Source organism: Aeromicrobium sp. Leaf350, assembly GCF_916858655.1.
Taxonomy (GTDB): domain Bacteria; phylum Actinomycetota; class Actinomycetes; order Propionibacteriales; family Nocardioidaceae; genus Aeromicrobium.
Genome location: NZ_CAKASL010000001.1, coordinates 1,209,439 through 1,226,853, shown reverse-complemented (window position 1 = coordinate 1,226,853; position 17,415 = coordinate 1,209,439). Strand labels below are relative to the sequence as shown.

General features: G+C 72.3%; 18 protein-coding genes. 5 read left to right on the top strand and 13 right to left on the bottom strand.

Annotation, left to right across the window (positions count from 1 at the left end):
• Window positions 1-552, bottom strand: coding sequence for a protocatechuate 3,4-dioxygenase subunit alpha (gene pcaG, locus LO931_RS06220; protein WP_229052413.1), 552 nt, complete (start codon window positions 550-552; stop codon window positions 1-3).
• Entirely contained in the window at window positions 552-1,331 is a 780-nt protein-coding gene (pcaH, locus tag LO931_RS06215) for a protocatechuate 3,4-dioxygenase subunit beta (protein ID WP_229052412.1), read from the bottom strand. Before pcaH ends, pcaG begins: the two co-directional genes overlap by 1 nt.
• 77 nt (window positions 1,332-1,408) lie before the next feature.
• Here pcaH and LO931_RS06210 point away from each other — a divergent pair, with 77 nt between their 5' ends.
• Window positions 1,409-2,155 carry an IclR family transcriptional regulator gene (locus LO931_RS06210; RefSeq protein WP_229052411.1) on the top strand — a complete coding sequence of 249 codons (747 nt, stop codon included), beginning with the start codon at window positions 1,409-1,411 and terminating at the stop codon, window positions 2,153-2,155.
• A gap of 36 nt (window positions 2,156-2,191) precedes the next feature.
• On the opposite strand, the gene LO931_RS06205 is transcribed toward LO931_RS06210, so the two are convergent.
• The 3 genes from LO931_RS06205 to LO931_RS06195 all read right to left on the bottom strand — a co-directional run bounded on the left by LO931_RS06205 (window position 2,192) and on the right by LO931_RS06195 (window position 5,180).
• Window positions 2,192-3,517 (bottom strand): MFS transporter, encoded by a 1,326-nt coding sequence (locus tag LO931_RS06205; RefSeq protein ID WP_229052410.1) that lies wholly within the window; start codon window positions 3,515-3,517, stop codon window positions 2,192-2,194.
• Between the two features lie 23 nt (window positions 3,518-3,540).
• Window positions 3,541-4,404, bottom strand: coding sequence for a shikimate dehydrogenase (locus LO931_RS06200; protein WP_229052409.1), 864 nt, complete (start codon window positions 4,402-4,404; stop codon window positions 3,541-3,543).
• 152 nt (window positions 4,405-4,556) lie between these two features.
• Complete coding sequence (locus tag LO931_RS06195; protein ID WP_229052408.1) at window positions 4,557-5,180, bottom strand: TetR family transcriptional regulator; 624 nt, start codon at window positions 5,178-5,180, stop codon at window positions 4,557-4,559.
• Window positions 5,181-5,258: 78 nt separating this feature from the next.
• Here LO931_RS06195 and LO931_RS06190 point away from each other — a divergent pair, with 78 nt between their 5' ends.
• Window positions 5,259-7,052, top strand: coding sequence for a bifunctional sugar phosphate isomerase/epimerase/4-hydroxyphenylpyruvate dioxygenase family protein (locus tag LO931_RS06190; RefSeq protein WP_229052407.1), 1,794 nt, complete (start codon window positions 5,259-5,261; stop codon window positions 7,050-7,052).
• A 27-nt stretch (window positions 7,053-7,079) separates the two neighbouring features.
• On the opposite strand, the gene LO931_RS06185 is transcribed toward LO931_RS06190, so the two are convergent.
• The 4 genes from LO931_RS06185 to LO931_RS06170 form a co-directional block, all read right to left on the bottom strand.
• On the bottom strand, window positions 7,080-7,391 hold the full coding sequence (locus tag LO931_RS06185) for a GNAT family N-acetyltransferase (RefSeq protein ID WP_229052406.1): 312 nt from the start codon (window positions 7,389-7,391) through the stop codon (window positions 7,080-7,082).
• Window positions 7,392-7,505: 114 nt separating this feature from the next.
• Window positions 7,506-7,823 carry a hypothetical protein gene (locus tag LO931_RS06180; RefSeq protein ID WP_229052405.1) on the bottom strand — a complete coding sequence of 106 codons (318 nt, stop codon included), beginning with the start codon at window positions 7,821-7,823 and terminating at the stop codon, window positions 7,506-7,508.
• A gap of 41 nt (window positions 7,824-7,864) precedes the next feature.
• Window positions 7,865-9,199, bottom strand: a complete 1,335-nt coding sequence (locus tag LO931_RS06175; protein WP_229052404.1) for an aspartate aminotransferase family protein — start codon at window positions 9,197-9,199, stop codon at window positions 7,865-7,867.
• Between the two features lie 34 nt (window positions 9,200-9,233).
• Window positions 9,234-10,748, bottom strand: coding sequence for a CoA-acylating methylmalonate-semialdehyde dehydrogenase (locus LO931_RS06170; RefSeq protein ID WP_229052403.1), 1,515 nt, complete (start codon window positions 10,746-10,748; stop codon window positions 9,234-9,236).
• A 110-nt stretch (window positions 10,749-10,858) separates the two neighbouring features.
• Here LO931_RS06170 and LO931_RS06165 point away from each other — a divergent pair, with 110 nt between their 5' ends.
• Entirely contained in the window at window positions 10,859-12,445 is a 1,587-nt protein-coding gene (locus LO931_RS06165) for a PucR family transcriptional regulator ligand-binding domain-containing protein (protein WP_229053099.1), read from the top strand.
• A 34-nt stretch (window positions 12,446-12,479) separates the two neighbouring features.
• Here the strand turns inward: LO931_RS06165 and LO931_RS06160 are convergent, their stop codons facing one another.
• The 4 genes from LO931_RS06160 to LO931_RS06145 all read right to left on the bottom strand — a co-directional run bounded on the left by LO931_RS06160 (window position 12,480) and on the right by LO931_RS06145 (window position 15,741).
• The gene (locus tag LO931_RS06160) at window positions 12,480-13,748 is read right to left on the bottom strand and encodes a Glu/Leu/Phe/Val dehydrogenase (protein ID WP_229052402.1); all 1,269 of its coding nucleotides are present in this window, start codon (window positions 13,746-13,748) and stop codon (window positions 12,480-12,482) included.
• Window positions 13,749-13,801: 53 nt separating this feature from the next.
• On the bottom strand, window positions 13,802-14,611 hold the full coding sequence (locus LO931_RS06155; protein WP_229053097.1) for a Cof-type HAD-IIB family hydrolase: 810 nt from the start codon (window positions 14,609-14,611) through the stop codon (window positions 13,802-13,804).
• Between the two features lie 120 nt (window positions 14,612-14,731).
• Complete coding sequence (locus tag LO931_RS06150) at window positions 14,732-15,301, bottom strand: dienelactone hydrolase family protein (RefSeq protein ID WP_229052401.1); 570 nt, start codon at window positions 15,299-15,301, stop codon at window positions 14,732-14,734.
• Window positions 15,302-15,327: 26 nt separating this feature from the next.
• The gene (locus LO931_RS06145; RefSeq protein WP_229052400.1) at window positions 15,328-15,741 is read right to left on the bottom strand and encodes a VOC family protein; all 414 of its coding nucleotides are present in this window, start codon (window positions 15,739-15,741) and stop codon (window positions 15,328-15,330) included.
• 74 nt (window positions 15,742-15,815) lie between these two features.
• Here LO931_RS06145 and LO931_RS06140 point away from each other — a divergent pair, with 74 nt between their 5' ends.
• Together LO931_RS06140 and LO931_RS06135 are read left to right on the top strand one after the other, a co-directional pair.
• Complete coding sequence (locus LO931_RS06140; RefSeq protein WP_229052399.1) at window positions 15,816-16,409, top strand: TetR/AcrR family transcriptional regulator; 594 nt, start codon at window positions 15,816-15,818, stop codon at window positions 16,407-16,409.
• Between the two features lie 9 nt (window positions 16,410-16,418).
• Entirely contained in the window at window positions 16,419-17,402 is a 984-nt protein-coding gene (locus LO931_RS06135) for a Gfo/Idh/MocA family protein (protein ID WP_229052398.1), read from the top strand.
• The last annotated feature ends 13 nt before the right edge of the window (window positions 17,403-17,415 follow it).

Genomic DNA, 17,415 nt, shown 5'->3' with positions numbered 1-17,415 from the left:
TCACTCTCCCGGATAGGCGAGGAACACGGTCTCGTCCTCGCCCTGCAGGCGCACGTCGAACCGGTAGCCCGTGGGCTCGGCAGCAGCGATCAGGGTGTCGCGCCGGTCCGCCGCGACGGTGGCGAGGAGACGGTCGGCGGCGAGCGCATCGGCGTCGTCCGGCAGGTACGCGCGGGTGAAGAGCCGGTTCATCAGGCCGCGGGCGAAGACCGTGACCAGGAAGAATGGCGCGGCCCCCGGCTCGGTGGCCCCGGGGCGCAGCGTGGTGAACGAGTAGTGGCCCGCGTCGTCGGTCGAGGCGCGGCCCCAGCCCGTGAAGGTCCAGCCGTCACGACGCAGGGAGCCGGGCTCCTGCGGCACGGTGCCGTCGGGCGCGGCCTGCCACAGCTCGAGCAGGGCGTCGGGCACGCCCGCACCGGAGCCGTCGAGCACGTCGCCGTGCAGGCGGATCGCGTCGGCGCGCCCCGGTGGCACGAGCTCGTCGTCCTGCGGGAAGGGCAGGGCGTAGCCGAAGAAGGGACCAACGGTCTGCGCCGGGGTGGGGGGCAGCATCAGTGGTCCTCCTCGAGCGGCGTGGGGTGGCTGCCCGACAGGACGATGTCCCACCGGTAGCCGGTCGCCCACTCGTGCGTCGTGACGTCGTGGTCGTACGTGGCGACGAGCCGGTCGCGTGCCTTGGCGTCGCGGATCGACTGGTAGATCGGGTCGAGCGCGAACAGCGGGTCGCCCGGGAAGTACATCTGGGTCACGAGGCGCTGGGTGAAGTCGGTGCCGAACAGCGAGAAGTGGATGTGCGCCGGACGCCAGGCGTTGCGGTGGTTCTTCCACGGGTACGGACCGGGCTTGATCGTCGTGAATCGGTAGGTGCCGTCGTCGTCGGTCAGGCACCGGCCGACGCCGGTGAAGCTCGGGTCGAGCGGCGCCGGGTGCTGGTCGCGCTTGTGCACGTAGCGGCCGCCGGCGTTGGCCTGCCAGATCTCGACGAGCTGACGGCGCACGGGCCGGCCGTCGCCGTCGACGACGCGCCCCGTCACCACCATGCGCTCGCCGATCGGCTCGCCGCCGTGCTGGATCGTCAGGTCCGACTCCAGCGGGTGCACGTCGCGCTCGCCGAAGCACGGCGACCACAGCTCGATCGACTCAGGGTCGGCGTGGTGCAGGTCCTTGGTGGGGTGGCGCAGGAGGCTGCTGCGGTACGGCGCGTAGTCGAGCCGGGGCTGGGTCTCCTCGACCCCGGCCCGCTCGTAGGCCGCCGTCTGCTCCGCCATCTCGGCGGACATCTCGGCCTGCGTGCGCTGGGCCGCGTTGGGGTTGGTGTCGATCGTCGTCATGATGCTCCGACGGTAAGCCGTGGGTGGGCCGGATCCAAGGGATTGCTTCCGCTCAGCGGAAGTTCTAGCCTGATGGGATGGCGGGCAACACGGCGGTCCCGGGCACCACCGTGACGTCGCGCGTGCTCGCCCTGCTGACCGCCTTCGACGAGCAGCACCGTGAGCTCGGCCTGAGCGCCCTCGCGGAGCGCGCCGGGCTGCCCCTCTCGACGGCGCACCGTCTCGTCGGTGAGCTCGTCGACGGCGGCGCGCTGGTGCGGACACCGTCCGGCGGCTACGCCGTGGGCCGTCGGCTCTGGGACGTCGGCCTGCTCGCGCCGGTCGAGTCGGACCTGCGGCGGGTCGCCGAGCCGTTCCTCAACGACGTGCACGCGGCGACGCGTGCCACGGTGCACCTGGCGGTGCGCGACGACGTCGAGGTGCTGTACCTCGAGCGGATGACGGGCCGCGCGTCGGTGCCGGTCGTCAGCCAGATCGGCTCGACGCTGCCGCTGCACTGCACCGGCGTCGGCAAGGTGCTGCTGGCGCACGCCCCTGTCGACGTGCAGCGACGGGTGCTCGCGGACCTCCGTCGGGTCACGCCCTACACCGTCACCCAGCCAGGCCTGCTGCTCCAGCAGCTCGAGCGGGTGCGGCGCTCGGGCATGGCCACGACCTCGGAGGAGATGACGCTCGGTGCGTGCTCCGTGGCGGTCCCGGTACGCCGCGGGGACCAGGTCGTCGCGGCCGTGGGTGTCGTCGTGGCGTCCCTGCGTCGCGACCGGACCCGGCTGGCCACGGCGCTGCAGGTCGCGGCGCAAGGCATCGGCCGGTCCCTCGGGTGAGGAACCGGCCGACGCGGGTGCTGCGGAAGGTCGTGCTCAGGCGTCGACGAGCTCGCGCCGCGCCGGGTCCACGCGCTGGCCGAGCAGCGCGGTCGGCACGTCACGTGTCTCGCGGGCAGTGAGCGCCGCGATCGCCGCCGTGATCGAGATCGCCGCGGTGAACAGGCTGATGACCACCCAGCCACCCTCCTGCACGCCGCCGAGGGCGGTGACGATGCTCGGCGCGAAGCCGGCCATCAGGAAGCCCAGCTGCGTGCCGATCGCCATGCCCGAGAAGCGGACGCGGGTGCTGAACATCTCGCCGTAGAACGAGGGCCACACGGCGTTGGCCGCGGCGTACCCGAACGAGAAGGTCAGGATGGCCAGCGCGAACGTCAGCAGCTCGTTGTCCTGGCTCATCGAGAGCAGGTAGAACGGCATGAACACGGCCGAGGACAGGGCGCCGTAGACGAAGACGGGCTTGCGTCCGATGCGGTCGGCGAGCCTGCCCCAGAGCGGCTGCGTGCCGAGGGCCACCACGTTGGCCGCGACCACCAGCCACAGCGTGATCGACTCGTTGACGCCGACCTCCTTGCCGTAGGCGATGGCGAGGTTGCCGAACACGGTCGAGACGGCGGCGATGAAGGCGCACAGGACGACGCGCAGGACGTCGCGCCAGTGGTCACGCATCAGCGGGATGAGCGGCATCTTGGCGATCTCGCCCTTGGCCTGCGCCTCGGTGAACTCCGGCGTCTCCTCGAGGCTGCGGCGGATGAAGAACGCGACGACGACGACGATCGCGCTGGCCCAGAACGGGATGCGCCAGCCGTAGCTGAACTTGATCTCGTCGGGCAGCGCCACGACGGGGATGAAGATGAGGGCCGCGAGGATCTGGCCGCCCTGCGTGCCGGTCAGGGTCCACGACGTGAAGAACGAGCGCCGGTCGTCGGGGGCGTGCTCGAGCGTCAGTGACGACGCACCGGCCTGCTCGCCGGCCGCGGAGAGTCCCTGCATCAGGCGGCACAGCACCAGGAGTCCGGGCGCCAGCCAGCCGACCTGCTCGAACGACGGCAGGCAGCCGATGATGAACGTCGAGATGCCCATCAGCACCAGCGTGAACATCAGGACGCGCTGGCGGCCGAGCCGGTCGCCGAAGTGGCCGAGGATCACGGCGCCGAACGGCCGCGCGATGTAGGCGAAGCCGAAGGTCGCGAACGACATCACGAGGGCCGCGTCGTTGTCCGACGGGAAGAACACCGTCGGGAAGATCAGCGCCGCTGCGGAGCCGAAGATGAAGAAGTCGTAGTACTCGACGGCACTACCCATGAAGCTCGCGAGAGCCGCCTTCTTCGGCGTCTTCTCGGTGGTCGTGGTCTCGGACATGGTCTCTCCTGTAGTCACGGTACTCAGCCGACGGCGTCGACGAGTCGGTGGAAGTGCTGGGTCATGCGCGCGGCGTCGGGGGCGACGCCGGTGATGAGGCGCAGGGCGTCGACGGCCTGGTGCACGGCCATCGCGCCGCCGTCGAGCGTGGGGCTGCCGGCCGCGCGGGCGGCGAGCACGAGCGCGGTCTCGAGCGGGCGGTAGACGATGTCGGCGACCCACAGGTCGGGGCGCAGGAGCGCCGCGTCGAACGGCAGGCCGGGGTGGTCGGCCATGCCCGTCGGGGTGCAGTGCACGACGCCGTCGGCGTCGGCGAGCAGGGCCGGGAGCTTGTCGGGCGTCGAGCCGGTGACGGGCGTGTCGTGCCGGTCAGCGAGCTCGCGGGCGAGGCGTGCGGCGCGGTCGTCGTCGACGTCCACGACGGTGAGCCGCTCGGCGCCGAGCCGCAGCACGGCGTCGGCCACGGCGGCTCCGGCGCCACCGGCGCCGATCAGCACGACCTCGCGGCGGGCCGCGTCGGGCAGCCCGGCGGTGAACGCCGTGGCGAAGCCGCTGGTGTCGGTGTTGTGACCCACGGCGCCGTCGGGCGTGAAGATCACGGTGTTGACGGCGCCCAGCGCCTCCGCGACCGGGTCGATCCGGTCGAGGTGGGGGAGCACGAGCTGCTTGCACGGGTGGGTGACGTTGAGGGCGTCGAAGCCGAGGTCGCGGGCCCACTGCAGGACCTCACCGATCTGCTCGGGGGCGATGCCGCGGTCGGCGATGTCGATCGTGCGGTACGTGTACGCCAGCCCCAGGTGCCGGGCCTCGGCCTCGTGCAAGGCGGGGGTCAGGGACGGTCCCACGCCGGAGCCGACCAGGCCCACGAGGTAGCTCCGAAATGTCACGGCGTCACTCCAATGTACGAAACGGTACGTTCAGGATGTGAAGTGAAGCACGAGACCCACGTCACGTCAACGCCGGGACGCGTCCCAGGCGTGAAAACGGCGCGGCGGCGTGCCCGAGGCGCCGCGGTGGGCGCTCGGATGGGGTCGTGTGGTCAGCGCTGCTGGAGCCAGCCGACGACGACGTCGCCGACCACGGTGCGCAGGTGGTCGGCGCGCTCGGCGAGGTCGACGTCGAACAGGTAGCCGAACGTGTGGCGGTTCGCGACCTGGAAGACGCAGAACGCACTGATCACGAGGTGCACGTCGAGGGCGTCGACGTCGTCGCGGACGACACCGGCCGCGCGGCCACGGGTGAGGACCTCGTCGAGCAGGTCCTTCGCGGGCTGGGCGAGGTCACGCAGCGAGTCGAGGCGACGGATGAACTCGCCGCGGTGGATGTTCTCGATCGACACCAGCCGGATGAAGTCGGTGTGCTCGAGGTGGTGGTCGAAGGTGCGCTCGGCCAGGGCGCGGAGCGCGTCGAGCGGGTCGAGGTCGTCGACGTGGAGGGCCTGCTCGGCGTCGCGGATCCCGCGGTACGCGTTCTCCAGGACCGCGAGGTAGAGCTGCTCCTTGCCGCCGAAGTAGTAGTAGATCATCCGCTTCGTGGTGCGGGTGCGCTCGGCGATCTCGTCGACGCGAGCGCCCGAGTAGCCCATCTCGGCGAAGACCGTCGTCGCGGTCGCGAGCAGCTCGGCCCTCGTGCGCTCTGCGTCGCGCTGCTGCTTCTCCGCCACGCCTGCAGCCTAGTGCGCGGCAGGTGCCCCCAGGCGTGACGGATCGCCGAGTAATGAACTGTTTGGTACATTGCGTGGATGCGGACCTCCATCGCCACCGTGTGCCTCAGCGGCACCCTCGTCGAGAAGCTGCACGCGTGCGCCGCGGCGGGCTTCGACGGTGTCGAGGTCTTCGAGCCCGACCTGGTCGCCTGCCCGTCGAGCCCCGAGGAGATCCGGGCGCTCGCCGACCGCCTCGGGCTGACGTTGGACCTCTACCAGCCGATGCGCGACGTCGAGGGCGTCACCGAGGAGCAGTTCGCCGACGTGCTGCGGCGCGCCGAGGCGAAGTTCGCGCTGATGCAGCGGCTCGGCATGGACCTGGTGCTGTGCTGCAGCAACGTCGGCACCGCGACGATCGACGACGACGAGGTGAGCGCCTCCCAGCTGCGCCGTCTGGGCGACCTCGCCCAGGGCTACGGCGTGCGCATCGCCTTCGAGGCACTCGCGTGGGGCCGCTACGTCGACGACTACCGCCGCGCGTGGCGCATCGTCGAGCTCGCCGACCACCCCGCCGTCGGCACGTGCCTCGACTCCTTCCACGTGCTGTCCCGCGGGCACGACCCGTCGGCGATCGAGCAGATCCCCGGCGAGAAGATCTTCTTCCTCCAGCTCGCCGACGCCCCCGCGCTGTCGATGGACGTGCTCTCGTGGAGCCGCCACCACCGCCTGTTCCCCGGCGAGGGCAGCTTCGACCTGCCGACCTTCGTCTCCCACGTCCTGCGGACCGGCTACGACGGCCCGCTGTCGCTCGAGGTCTTCAACGACACCTTCCGGCAGACCGACACGCGCCGGACAGCGGTCCACGCGCTGCGCTCGTTGCGCTGGCTCGAGGACGCCGCCGCTCGCCTGGTCCCTGAGCGCCACGACGTGCGCCAGTTGAAGGAGGCCGCCGCGCCGACCGGGTTCGACTTCGTCGAGATCAAGGCCGAGGACACGAGCGAGCTCGAGGTCCTTCTCGGGCAGCTCGGTCTGACCCCGCGAGGTCGCCATCGCACCAAGCCCGTCACGCTCTGGAGCGCGGGCGACGTGCGGGTCGTGCTCAACGAGCAGCACGCCCGAGGTGAGGCCCCGCACCTGGCCGCGGTCGGGCTGCAGGTGCCCGACGCCTCCGCGACCTCGCTCCGTGCCGCCGAGCTCGTGGCCCCGCCGGCGCACCGCCGCACGTACGCCACCGAGCAGGTCATCGACGCGGTCGTCGCCCCGGACGGCACCGAGGTCTACTGGGTGGACGCCGTCGCCGGCGAGCCCGCGTGGGTCGAGGAGTTCGAGCACGGCACGGCACCGGGCCCGACCGGGATCGGGCGGGTCGACCACGTCAACCTCGCGCAGCCGTGGGACGTCCTCGACGAGGCGGTCCTGTTCCACACGAGCGTCCTGGGGCTGGAGGCCCAGGCCTCCACGCAGGTCGCCGGGCCGAACGGCCTGGTCCGCAGCCACGTCATGCGGTCGCCGGACGGCGCGGTCAGCCTGCCGCTCAACGTCGCGCCGCCGGTCCAGGCGCACCTCGACCAGCACGTCGCGGTCTCGTGCGACGACGTGGTCGGGCTTGCACGGTCCGCCCGTCGACGCGGGCTCGCCTTCCTGCCGGTGCCGGACAACTACTACGAGGACCTGTCGGCGCGGTTCGGGCTGGCCGCCGAGGTCGTCGCCGAGCTCCAGGACCTCGACCTGCTGTACGACCGCGACGACGACGGCGAGTTCGTGCACTTCTACACCCGCACGGTCGGGCAGGTCTTCCTCGAGGTCGTCGAGCGCCGGGCCGGCTACGCGGGCTTCGGCGCCCCCAACGCGCCCGTCCGCCTGGCGGCGCAGTCAGCCGCCACGCACTGACGTCGCGCCCGTGACCCGGCTCGCGACTCAGTCGGTGGCGGTCGACTCGGGCACGCCGTAGACCATCGGCACGTACTCGCGGTGCCGACCGATCCACCCCTTGTAGAAAGGGCACAGAGGCATGACCTTGTGCTGACCTGCGGCGAGCACCTCGTCGAGCGAGACCCGGACGATAGCCGAGCCGACGCCCTTGCCCTCGAACCGTCGGTCGACCTCGGTGTGGGTGAAGACGATCAGCTCGTCGGTCTGGATGTACTCGGCGAAGCCGGCGGTCTCGCCGTCGATCGTGGCCGTGTAGCGCTTGCGGGCGGGGTCGTGGACGACCTGGACGTCGCTCATGAGTGGTCCTTCGCGGGGAGAACAGCAGCGGACCACCAGCGTGACGCACGACGGCGGGCCGGCGCCCGGTGGGTCGGACCGAACATCGGCGGGCTGACGGTCAGCGCCCGACGGTCAGGGGCGCCCGAGGGTCAGCCACGTCCCCGGGGTGAACAGGTGGGCGTCCGCGACCGGTTCGCCGCCGTCGACGTCCACCCACCCGTCGGCTCGGCGGACGAAGGCGTCGGGCCGGCCGGCGTGCTGCGACCGGATCACGACGGCGCCGACAGAGAGCTGAGCGAGCTCCGCCGCGGACGTGACCACCTGAGGGAGGGTGAAGCCGGCCCGCAGCACCGACTCGGCGTGGCGGAGGGCTCGCGACCTCGACAGGTGGAACCGGCCGCCGAAGGAGTCCAGCAGGACCTGGGCCAGCAGCTCGCGTTGGTGGTCCACGGCCTCACTGTAGACAGGCGGAGGCGGGTCGGACCGGTGCTTCACCGCGGCCTCGCCGCCTCGTGCAGCGCCTCGTCGAGGATCTGCAGGCCGACGCGGGCGTGGTTCTCGGTGATGTTGAGCGGCGGGACCACGTGGATGCGGTTGAAGTTGGCGAACGGCAGGAGGCCGCGACTCTTCGCCGCGGCGAGCACCGCGGCCATCTCGGGGCTCGAGCCTCCGTACGGTGCCAACGGCTCCCGCGACTCGCGGTCGCGCACGAGCTCGATCGCCCAGAAGGCGCCCACGCCGCGGACCTCGCCGATCCACTCGTGCCGAGCCGCGATGTCGCGCAGGCCCGGGCCGAACACGTCCTCGCCGAGCCGGGTCGCGTGGCGGACGACGCCCTCGTCCTCCATCGCCTCGATCGTGGCCACGGCTGCCGCGCACGCGAGCGGGTGCCCGGAGTACGTCAGGCCGCCCGGGTAGGCGCGGTCGGCGAAGGTCGCGTAGATGGCGTCGCTGATCGCGACGCCGCCGAGGGGCACGTATCCCGAGTTGACGCCCTTCGCGAAGGTCAGCAGGTCGGGGACGACCCCGGCGTGGTCGATCGCGAACCAGCGGCCGGCCCGCCCGAACCCGGACATGACCTCGTCGGCGATCAGCACGATGCCGAAGCGGTCGCAGAGCTCGCGCACCCCCGCGAGGTAGCCGGGCGGGGGCACCATGATGCCGGCGGTGCCGGGGATCGACTCGAGCACGATGGCCGCGATGGTGCTCGGACCCTCGAGGGCGATGACCTGCTCGAGGTGCTCCAGCGCCCGCTCGCACTCCTCGGCCTCGGTCGTGGCCGAGAACGCGCTGCGGTAGAGGAACGGGCCGAAGAAGTGCACGACGCCGTCGGTCGCGTGGTCGTTGGGCCAGCGGCGCGGGTCGCCCGTGAGGTTGATCGCCAGGTGGCTGCCGCCGTGGTACGAGCGGTACCGCGCGAGCACCTTGTGCCGACCGGTGTGCAGGCGCGCCATGCGGACCGCGTGCTCGTTCGCGTCGGCGCCGCCGTTGGTGAAGAACACGTGGTCGAGGTCGCCGGGCGTGCGCTCGGCGATGAGCCGCGCGGCCTCGGAGCGCGCCCCGTTGGCGTGCGCCGGCGCGATGGTGCAGAGCTCGCCGGCCTGCCGCTGGATCGCCTCCACGATGCGCGGGTGCTGGTGGCCCAGGTTCGTGAACACCAGCTGCGAGGTGAAGTCGAGGTACTTGTGGCCGTCGCCGTCCCAGAGGAACGACCCCTCGGCGCGGCTGACCGTCATCGGGCTGATCTGCTGCTGGGCCGACCACGAGTGGAAGACGTGGGCGCGGTCGAGCTCGTAGGCGCGCTGCGGGTCGTCGAAGGTCGTCACGGTGGGCTCCTCCACGGTGTCGGTCCTCGAGGTGTCAGTCATTGCGGGGGAACCCCAGCTCGAGACCGCCCACGCGTCGCTGCGCAGGATCGGGCCAGCGCGAGGTCACGACCTTGCCCCGCGTGAAGAAGTGCACGCCCTCCGTGCCGTGGGCGTGGGTGTCGCCGAACAGCGACCGCTTCCACCCGCCGAAGGAGTAGTAGGCGACCGGCACGGGGATCGGCACGTTGACGCCGATCATGCCGACCTGCACGTCGGCCTCGAACCGCCGGGCGGCACCGCCGTCGTTGGTGAAGATCGCGGTGCCGTTGCCGTACTCGTTGGCGTTGACGAGGGCGAGCGCCTCCTCGTAGGTCGCGACGCGCACGACCGCGAGCACCGGGCCGAAGATCTCCTCGCGGTACACGTCCATGTCGGGCGTCACGTGGTCGAACAGGGTCGGACCCAGCCAGAAGCCGTCGGCCTCGCCGGCCGGACGGACGTCGCGGCCGTCGACGACGAGCTTCGCGCCGGCCCGCTCGCCGGACTCGATGAAGCCGGCGACGCGGTCGCGGTGCGCGCGCGTGACGAGCGGACCCATGTCGGCCTCGGGGCCGTCGCCCTCGCGACCGTCGCCGGTGCGCAGCGTGCGCGTGCGCTCGGCGATGCGCGCGACGAGGTCGTCGGCGATCGGCTCGACGGCGACCAGGACGCTGATCGCCATGCATCGCTCGCCCGCCGAGCCGTAGCCCGCGTTGACGGCGGAGTCGGCCGCGAGGTCGAGGTCGGCGTCGGGCAGCACGACCATGTGGTTCTTGGCGCCGCCGAGGGCCTGCACGCGCTTGCCGTGCGCGCTCGCCTCGCGATAGACGTACTCGGCGATCGGGGTCGAGCCGACGAAGCTGATGGCCGCGACGTCCGGGCTCTGCAGGAGCGCGTCGACCGCGACCTTGTCGCCCTGGAGGACGTTGAAGACGCCGTCCGGCAGACCGGCCTCCTTCCAGAGGCGGGCGATCCACAGCGCCGCGGACGGGTCCTTCTCCGACGGCTTCAGCACCACGGCGTTGCCCACCGCGATGGCGATCGGGAAGAACCACATCGGCACCATCGCCGGGAAGTTGAACGGGCTGATGATGCCCACGACGCCGAGGGGCTCGCGCTTGGAGTGCACGTCGACCCCGGTCGAGGCGTTCTCGGAGTGACCGCCCTTGAGCAGGTGCGGGATCCCGCAGGCGAGCTCCACGACCTCCTGGCCCCGGGCGACCTCGCCGAGGGCGTCGGAGTGGACCTTGCCGTGCTCGGCGGTGATCAGGCGGGCGAGCTCGTCCTTGCGGGCGTTCAGCAGCTCGCGGAACGCGAAGACCACCTGGGTCCGGCGTGCGACCGAGGTCGCGCCCCAGGTCAGGGAGGCCGCCCTCGCCGACGCGATCACGGCGGCGGCGTCGGCCTCGGAGGCGAGGGCCACGCGGCCGGTGACCTCTCCGGTGGCGGGGTTCGTCACGTCGGCGGTCGCCCCGGACTGCCCGTCGAACGGCGCTCCGTCGAGCCAGTGGTGGATCACGGTGGTCATGTGGTCTCCCTTTCGTCCCGCCCATCGTGGGTCGGCCGACACCGGCGCGGAGGCGACAGAATGTAGGGAGCCGCAGAGTCCGCGAACGATGTGTAGGCTCCCGACTCGTGATGACGCCCGTGACCGTGGCCGACGCCCTGGACCTCGACGTGCTGCGGCACGCCGGACCCGAGGTCGTCGCGGGTGCCGACGGCCTGACGCGGCCCGTGCGGTGGGTCCACTCGACCGAGCTCGCGGACATCGCCCCCCTGCTGCGGGAGGGCGACCTCCTGCTGAGCACCGGCATCGCGCTGCCCGACTCCGAGGACGGACTGGTCGCCTTCGCCTCGAGCCTGGACGCCAGCGGTGTCGCGGGGGTCGTCATCGAGCTGGGACGACGGTGGTCCGAGGCGCCGGCGGCCCTCGTGAGCTCCTGCGAGGCGCTCGGCCTGCCGCTGGTCGTGCTGCACCACGAGGTGCGCTTCGCGGCGGTGACCCAGGAGCTCGGCGAGCGCATCGTCGACCAGCGCCTGCGCGAGCTGCGCGAGGCGCACGAGGTGCACGAGACGTTCACCGAGCTGAGCATCGGCGAGGCCGCCCCCGAGCAGATCCTCGGAGCGGTCCAGCAGCTCGCGGGAGCAACCGTCGTGCTCGAGAACAGCGACCACCAGGTCGTGGACTTCCGCCCCGGCCCGTCGGGCGTGCGGGACTTCATGTACAACTGGGCCGCGCGATCACGATCGGTCACGCTGGACTCGCGCACGACGTGGGACCGGCGCCAGGGCTGGCTGGTCACCCGGATCGGGCGGCGCGAGCGGGGCTGGGGCCGCCTGGTCGTCCAGTCTCCGGTCGAGCCGGGCCAGCGACTCGTCGCCGTGGTGGAGCGGGGGGCCGCCGCGCTGGCGATGCACCGGCTGCACGACCGCCAGCGCGACAGCCAGGTGCGCCGCTCGCACCAGGAGCTCGTGCTCGGACTGATCCACGACCCGACCGACGCGCAGGTCCTGCGTCGCTGCGAGGTGGTCGGGTTCCCGCTGGTGCGGCACCAGTACGTGGCCCTCGCGGTGCGCCCCGTGACCGACGGGCGCGAGTCCCTGCCGCACGTCGTCGACGACGTCATCGCCGCCGCGGTCCACACCGCCCACACCGCGAGGACGCCCGCCCTGGTGTGCGAGGTCGACGGGACGGTGCGCGTGCTGCTCGCGGGCCCGAGCGCCGCGCAGGTCGACCGGGTGGCCGACCAGGTGGCCGAGGCGATCCACCGTCGGCGGCAGGCAGTGGTCGGCGCAGGCCGCCCGGTCGCGACCGTCACCGAGGTCGACCGGACCCTGCGCGAGAGCGCCCACGTGCTGTCGTCGGTCAAGCGTCCGGAGACGCATCGCGTGCACCGCCTGGAGGACGTCCACCTGCGTGGCCTGCTCGCCCTGCTCGGTGAGGACGACCGCGTGCGCCTGTTCGTGCGCCGCGAGCTCGCGCCGCTGTGGGACCACGACGCCCAGCACGGCACGGGCCACACGGCGGTCCTCGAGGCCCTGCTGACGCACCCGACCAGCAAGTCCGAGGCGGCGGCGAGCGTGCACCTCTCGCGCCCCGTCTTCTACGACCGGGTCGCCAGGATCGAGCGGCTCCTGGGCGTCGACCTCGACGACCCGGACGTGCGCGTGTCCCTCCACGTGGCTCTGGTCGCCGCGCAGCTGGCCGGCGAGACCTCCGACTGAGCGGGCTCACGGGTAGGGGCTCACGGATAGCGGCCTACGGGTAGAGACCCCGCAGTCGGTGGGCCTCCGCCACGGCGCCGACCGCGAGACCCGTGGCCGCCGAACGGAGCGAGACGTCGTGCTTCGCCGCGACCTCGGTCGTGCGGTCCCACGCGAGCGACATCCGGGTGGCGAGGCGCTCCTCGACCTCCGCCTCGCTCCACCAGAACGCCTGGTTGGCCTGGACCCACTCGAAGTAGGAGACGACGACGCCGCCGGCGTTCGCGAGGATGTCCGGCACCACGAGGACTCCGCGGTCGGCCAGGATCGCGTCGGCCTGCCGGGTGGTCGGTCCGTTGGCCCCCTCGACGACGACGCGCGCGAGGACCCGGTCGGCGTTGTCCGCGTGGATGACGCCCTCGACGGCCGCCGGCACGAGGAGGTCGACGGGCAGGGTGAGCAGGTCGTCCTTGGCCTGCAACGGCTCGCTGCACGCGAAGCCGACCACCGATCCCGTCGCGTCCACGTGCGCCTCCAGGGCCGGGACGTCGAGGCCCGCTCCGTCGACGACCGCGCCGTGCTGGTCGCTGACCGCGATCACGCGCACCCCGGCCTCGTCGAGGAAGCGTGCGGTGTAGCGACCGACCTTGCCGAAGCCCTGCACCGCAGCCCGCGAGCCCCTGGCCGCGATGCCGCGGGAGGCGAGGGCCGCGAGGGCCACGTGGGTGACGCCGCGCGACGTCGCGGTCTGCCGGCCCAGGGATCCGCCGAGGGCCAGCGGCTTGCCCGTGACCACGCCGAGCTCGGTGTGGCCCGCGCCGGTGGAGTACGTGTCCATCATCCAGGCCATGACCTGCTCGTCGGTGCCCAGGTCGGGCGCCGGGATGTCGCGGTCCGGGCCGATCAGCGGCGCGATCTCGCTGGTGTAGCGACGCGTCGCCCGCTCGACCTCGGCCCGTGAGTACTGCGTGGGGTCGAAGCGCACCCCACCCTTGCCGCCGCCGTAGGGCACGTCGACGAGCGCGCACTTCCACGTCATCCACATGGCCAGGGCGCGCACCTCGTCCAGCGTCACGTCCGCACTGAACCGGACGCCGCCCTTGGCCGGTCCGCGGGTGAGGTTGTGCTGGACCCGGTGCCCCGTGAGGACCTCGACCGAGCCGTCGTCGCGGCGCAGCGGGATGCTCACCGTCACCTCCCGCCGTGGTTGCGCGAGGGTGCGGCGGACTCCCTCGCCGAGGCCGAGCAGGTCGACGGCCTCGGCGAGCTGCTCGAGGGCGTCGGTCAGGACGGGGGACGACGGTGGGGTGAGGTCGGTGGTCACCCCTCGAGCATCGCCGCGAGAGCCGGTCGGACCGCCGACAGACTGACGCAGTGTCAGGCGCCCGGCGACACTCCGTCGGTCCCCAGCAGGGCGCGGAGCGTCGTGACGACACCGAGGTCGGTGTTCGAGGGAGCCGTGTAGCGAGCCCGGGCCATGACCTCGGGGTGGGCGTTGGCCATCGCGAACGACAGGTCCGCGGCGTCGAGCATCTCGAGGTCGTTGAGGTAGTCGCCGAACGCGGCGGTCTGCGCGGCCGTCACGCCGAGCTCGGCCTGGAGCATCCGCACGGCGTGGCCCTTGTTGACCCCCGCGGCCATGACGTCGATCCAGTGCTCGCCGGAGACGACCACCTGGTGCGTCTCGCGGAAGCGCTCGAGCGAGGGCGCGGTGCCGGTCTCGGCGTCGTCGAAGTCGAAGATCGCGAGCTTGAGCACGTCGTCGTCGACCGCGAGCAGGTCGTCGACCGAGGCGAGGGCCACGTAGTACCGGCGGGCCTCGGCGAGAAAGGTCTCGTCGGTGCGCTCGACGTAGGCCGACCGCTTGCCGCACAGGACCACGCCGAGGTTGCGGCCCTGGATGGCCAGGTCGCGGAGGAGGGCGACCGCGGTGATCACGAGCTCCCGGTCGAGTGTGACCGAGGCGAGCTCGACGCCGTCGCGCGCGACGTACGTCCCGTTCTCGGCAATGACGGGCATGCCCTCGGACGCACGGTCGAACAGTCGGGCGAGGGTGGCGTGCTGACGGCCGCTGGCCGGCACGAACGCGATGCCTCGCTCGTGCATCGCCCGCAGCAGGGGCCACAGCGCGTCGGGCACCTCGCCGCGCCCGTCGAGCAGGGTTCCGTCCATGTCGACGACGACCATCCTGAGATCGGGAGCCGCCGGCAGCTCGGACGGGACGGGGGCAGAGTCAACGCTCTGGTGCGACACGCGTCGAGACTACGAGGGCCGTCCACGGCCCGGCGGCGCCGGTGCGCGGGCGGCCTAGGCGGCGTCGATCGCGGCGAGGAAGTCGAGCACCCGGCTGGTCAGCAGTTTGCTGGCCTCGGCGTCGAACTCCGGGTGGCCGGCCTCGGCGAAGAGGTGGCCGGTGACGGGGTACACGAACACCTCGGCGCCGGGCATGCCCGCGAGCTCCTCCTCGGCCTCGACCTCGCGCCACGGGTCGACCTCGGCCTGGTGGGCCTGCACCGGGACCCCCGCGGGCCAGCTCGACTCCCACCACGAGGGGGCCACGGCGCCGTAGAGGAAGAACGCACCGCGTGCTCCGGGACGCTCGAAGACCTGCTCGGCCGCCCGCACTGACCCGAGCGACGCCCCGCCGTAGACCAGCTCGGTCGGCAGTCCTTGGACGGCGTCGGCCACGCGATCGGCGACGACCTGCGGACCCAGGGACTGGGCGAAGGCCACCCCGTCCTCGACCGCGGTGAAGGTGCGCCCCTCGAACAGGTCGGGGGTGTGCACGGTGTGGCCGGCGGCCCGCAACGTGTCGGCGAACGAGCGCACGCCTGCGGTCAGTCCACCGGCGTGGTGGAAGAACACGATCTCTGCCATCACCCGAGGTTAGCGAGAGGAGCCGTTCATGTCGCTGCGACGGCGAAGGCGTCGGCGTGCTCGGGGCCCGGCTCGATCGGTTGGATGACGTCGAGCAGCACCCCGTCGGGCGCCGCCACGATGAAGTGCCGCTGGCCGAAGGTCTCGCTCCGAAGCGACAGCACCGGCGCGAGCCCGAGGTCGGAGGTGAACCGGTCGTGCACCCGGTCGACGTCCTCGACCTCGACGTTGAGGAGCACGCCGCTGGGAAGGGCGCGGAAGCCCTCGGGGATCGTCGGGTGGTCGTGCTGCAGCACGGCCAGCTCGAAGCGTCCGACCTGCAGGCTGACGTACCAGTCGGTCTCGAAGGTCGTCGTGGCGTCGAGCGCGGCGCGGTAGAAGTCGGCGGCGGCGGCGACGTCGTCCGACATCAGGACCGGGTAGAGGCTCGTGGGATTCATCAGGACTCCTTTACGTACAATCGGTATGTAACGCGTTCCACGATACATACGTCACGTACGTAAAGGAAGAGCCGATGCCGAGAGCCACCGCTGCCGCTGCGGCCGAGACGGCCCGCACCGTGCTGCGGACCGCCACCGATCTCTTCGTCGAGCAGGGCGTGGCCGCGGTGTCGCTCGACCAGGTCGCTCGCGTCGCGGGCGTCACGCGGGGCGCGGTGACGCACCACTTCGGCAGCAAGTCCGGGATGGTGCGCGCCGTGGCGGCTGCGCTGCAGTCGGACGTCGCCGCCGCGGTCGTGGCGGCGGCGCAGGAGCAGCCCGACCCGCTCGACCAGCTGCGCTCGGGGAGCCACGCGTTCCTCGACGCCGTCACGGCCGGGCCCTCCGCGCGGCTCCTGCTCGTCGAGGTGCCCGCGGTGATCGGATGGGCCGAGTGGCGCGCGCTCGACGCGGCCGCGTCGGAGGCGCACCTCCGGGACGCGCTCACGGGCTGCGGTGTCGTCGGGCCGGACCTCGACGCCGCGACGGCCCAGCTCTCGGGAGCGATGAACGAGGCGGCCCTCAGGCTGGCGGACCGGCCCGACGACCCGGCCCTTCGTGACGCGATGCACGCCGTGCTCGACCGCCTGATCGACGCGGTCGTGGGAGAGGTGCACCGGCCCGGCTAGCCTCCCGACATGGCTGATCGACTGCGGTGGGGGATCCTGGGGCTCGGCGGGATCTCGAGGAAGTTCGGCGCCGACCTGCGGGTCGCGGGTCTGGACCTCCGCGCCGCCGGATCGCGCTCGCAGGAGTCGGCCGACGCCTTCGCGGCCGAGCTGGAGGTGCCGCGGGCGCACGCGAGCTACGCCGCGCTGGTCGACGACCCGGAGGTCGACGTCGTCTACGTCGGCACGCCGCACCCGTTCCACGCCGAGCACGCGCTGCTGGCGCTGCGGGCGGGCAAGCACGTGCTCGTCGAGAAGCCGTTCACGCTGAACGCCGCCGAGGCCCGCCAGGTCGTCGCCGAGGCCGAGTCGCGTGGGCTCGTGGTGCTCGAGGCGATGTGGACGCGCTTCCTCCCGCACATGGTCCGGCTGCGCGAGATCGTGTCGTCGGGCGCGATCGGCGAGGTGCGCGCGCTGACCGCCGACCACAGCCAGCGTCTGCCCAGCGATCCAGAGCACCGACTCCAGAGCCCGGCGCTCGGCGGCGGTGCCCTGCTCGACCTCGGGATCTACCCCATCTCGTTAGCGCACGACGTCCTCGGAGTGCCACAGGCGATCACCGCACGGTCGACCCCCACGGCCACGGGGGTCGACGCGCAGACCACCGTGGTGCTGACCTACGACCAGGGGCAGCAGGCCGTGACGCACTCGGCGCTCGACGTCGCCGGCCGCAACGACGCCGTCGTGCTCGGCACGGAGGCGCGGGTCGAGATCGACCCCACCTGGTACCGGCCGACCACGATGCGGGTCGTCGCGCCGGACGGCCGCGTGGTCGAGTCCTTCGACGGATCCGTGCCCGGACGCGGCATGCAGCTCCAGGCCCTCGAGCTCGAGCGGCTCGTGCGCGAGGGACGGACCGACACGGACGTGCTGCCGCCCGCGGAGAGCGTGGCGGTCATGGAGACCCTGGACGAGGTCCGACGCCAGATCGGCCTGGTCTACCCCGGCGAGTGAGGCTCGGTGCTCG

Coding starts and splice junctions, on each gene's coding strand:
- pcaG (WP_229052413.1), bottom strand. CDS start 552: ATGCTGCCCCCCACCCCGGCGCAGACCGTTGGTCCCTTCTTCGGCTAC.
- pcaH (WP_229052412.1), bottom strand. CDS start 1,331: ATGACGACGATCGACACCAACCCCAACGCGGCCCAGCGCACGCAGGCC.
- LO931_RS06210 (WP_229052411.1), top strand. CDS start 1,409: ATGGCGGGCAACACGGCGGTCCCGGGCACCACCGTGACGTCGCGCGTG.
- LO931_RS06205 (WP_229052410.1), bottom strand. CDS start 3,517: ATGTCCGAGACCACGACCACCGAGAAGACGCCGAAGAAGGCGGCTCTC.
- LO931_RS06190 (WP_229052407.1), top strand. CDS start 5,259: ATGCGGACCTCCATCGCCACCGTGTGCCTCAGCGGCACCCTCGTCGAG.
- LO931_RS06185 (WP_229052406.1), bottom strand. CDS start 7,391: ATGAGCGACGTCCAGGTCGTCCACGACCCCGCCCGCAAGCGCTACACG.
- LO931_RS06170 (WP_229052403.1), bottom strand. CDS start 10,748: ATGACCACCGTGATCCACCACTGGCTCGACGGAGCGCCGTTCGACGGG.
- LO931_RS06165 (WP_229053099.1), top strand. CDS start 10,859: ATGACGCCCGTGACCGTGGCCGACGCCCTGGACCTCGACGTGCTGCGG.
- LO931_RS06155 (WP_229053097.1), bottom strand. CDS start 14,611: ATGGTCGTCGTCGACATGGACGGAACCCTGCTCGACGGGCGCGGCGAG.
- LO931_RS06150 (WP_229052401.1), bottom strand. CDS start 15,301: ATGGCAGAGATCGTGTTCTTCCACCACGCCGGTGGACTGACCGCAGGC.
- LO931_RS06145 (WP_229052400.1), bottom strand. CDS start 15,741: ATGAATCCCACGAGCCTCTACCCGGTCCTGATGTCGGACGACGTCGCC.
- LO931_RS06140 (WP_229052399.1), top strand. CDS start 15,816: ATGCCGAGAGCCACCGCTGCCGCTGCGGCCGAGACGGCCCGCACCGTG.
- LO931_RS06135 (WP_229052398.1), top strand. CDS start 16,419: ATGGCTGATCGACTGCGGTGGGGGATCCTGGGGCTCGGCGGGATCTCG.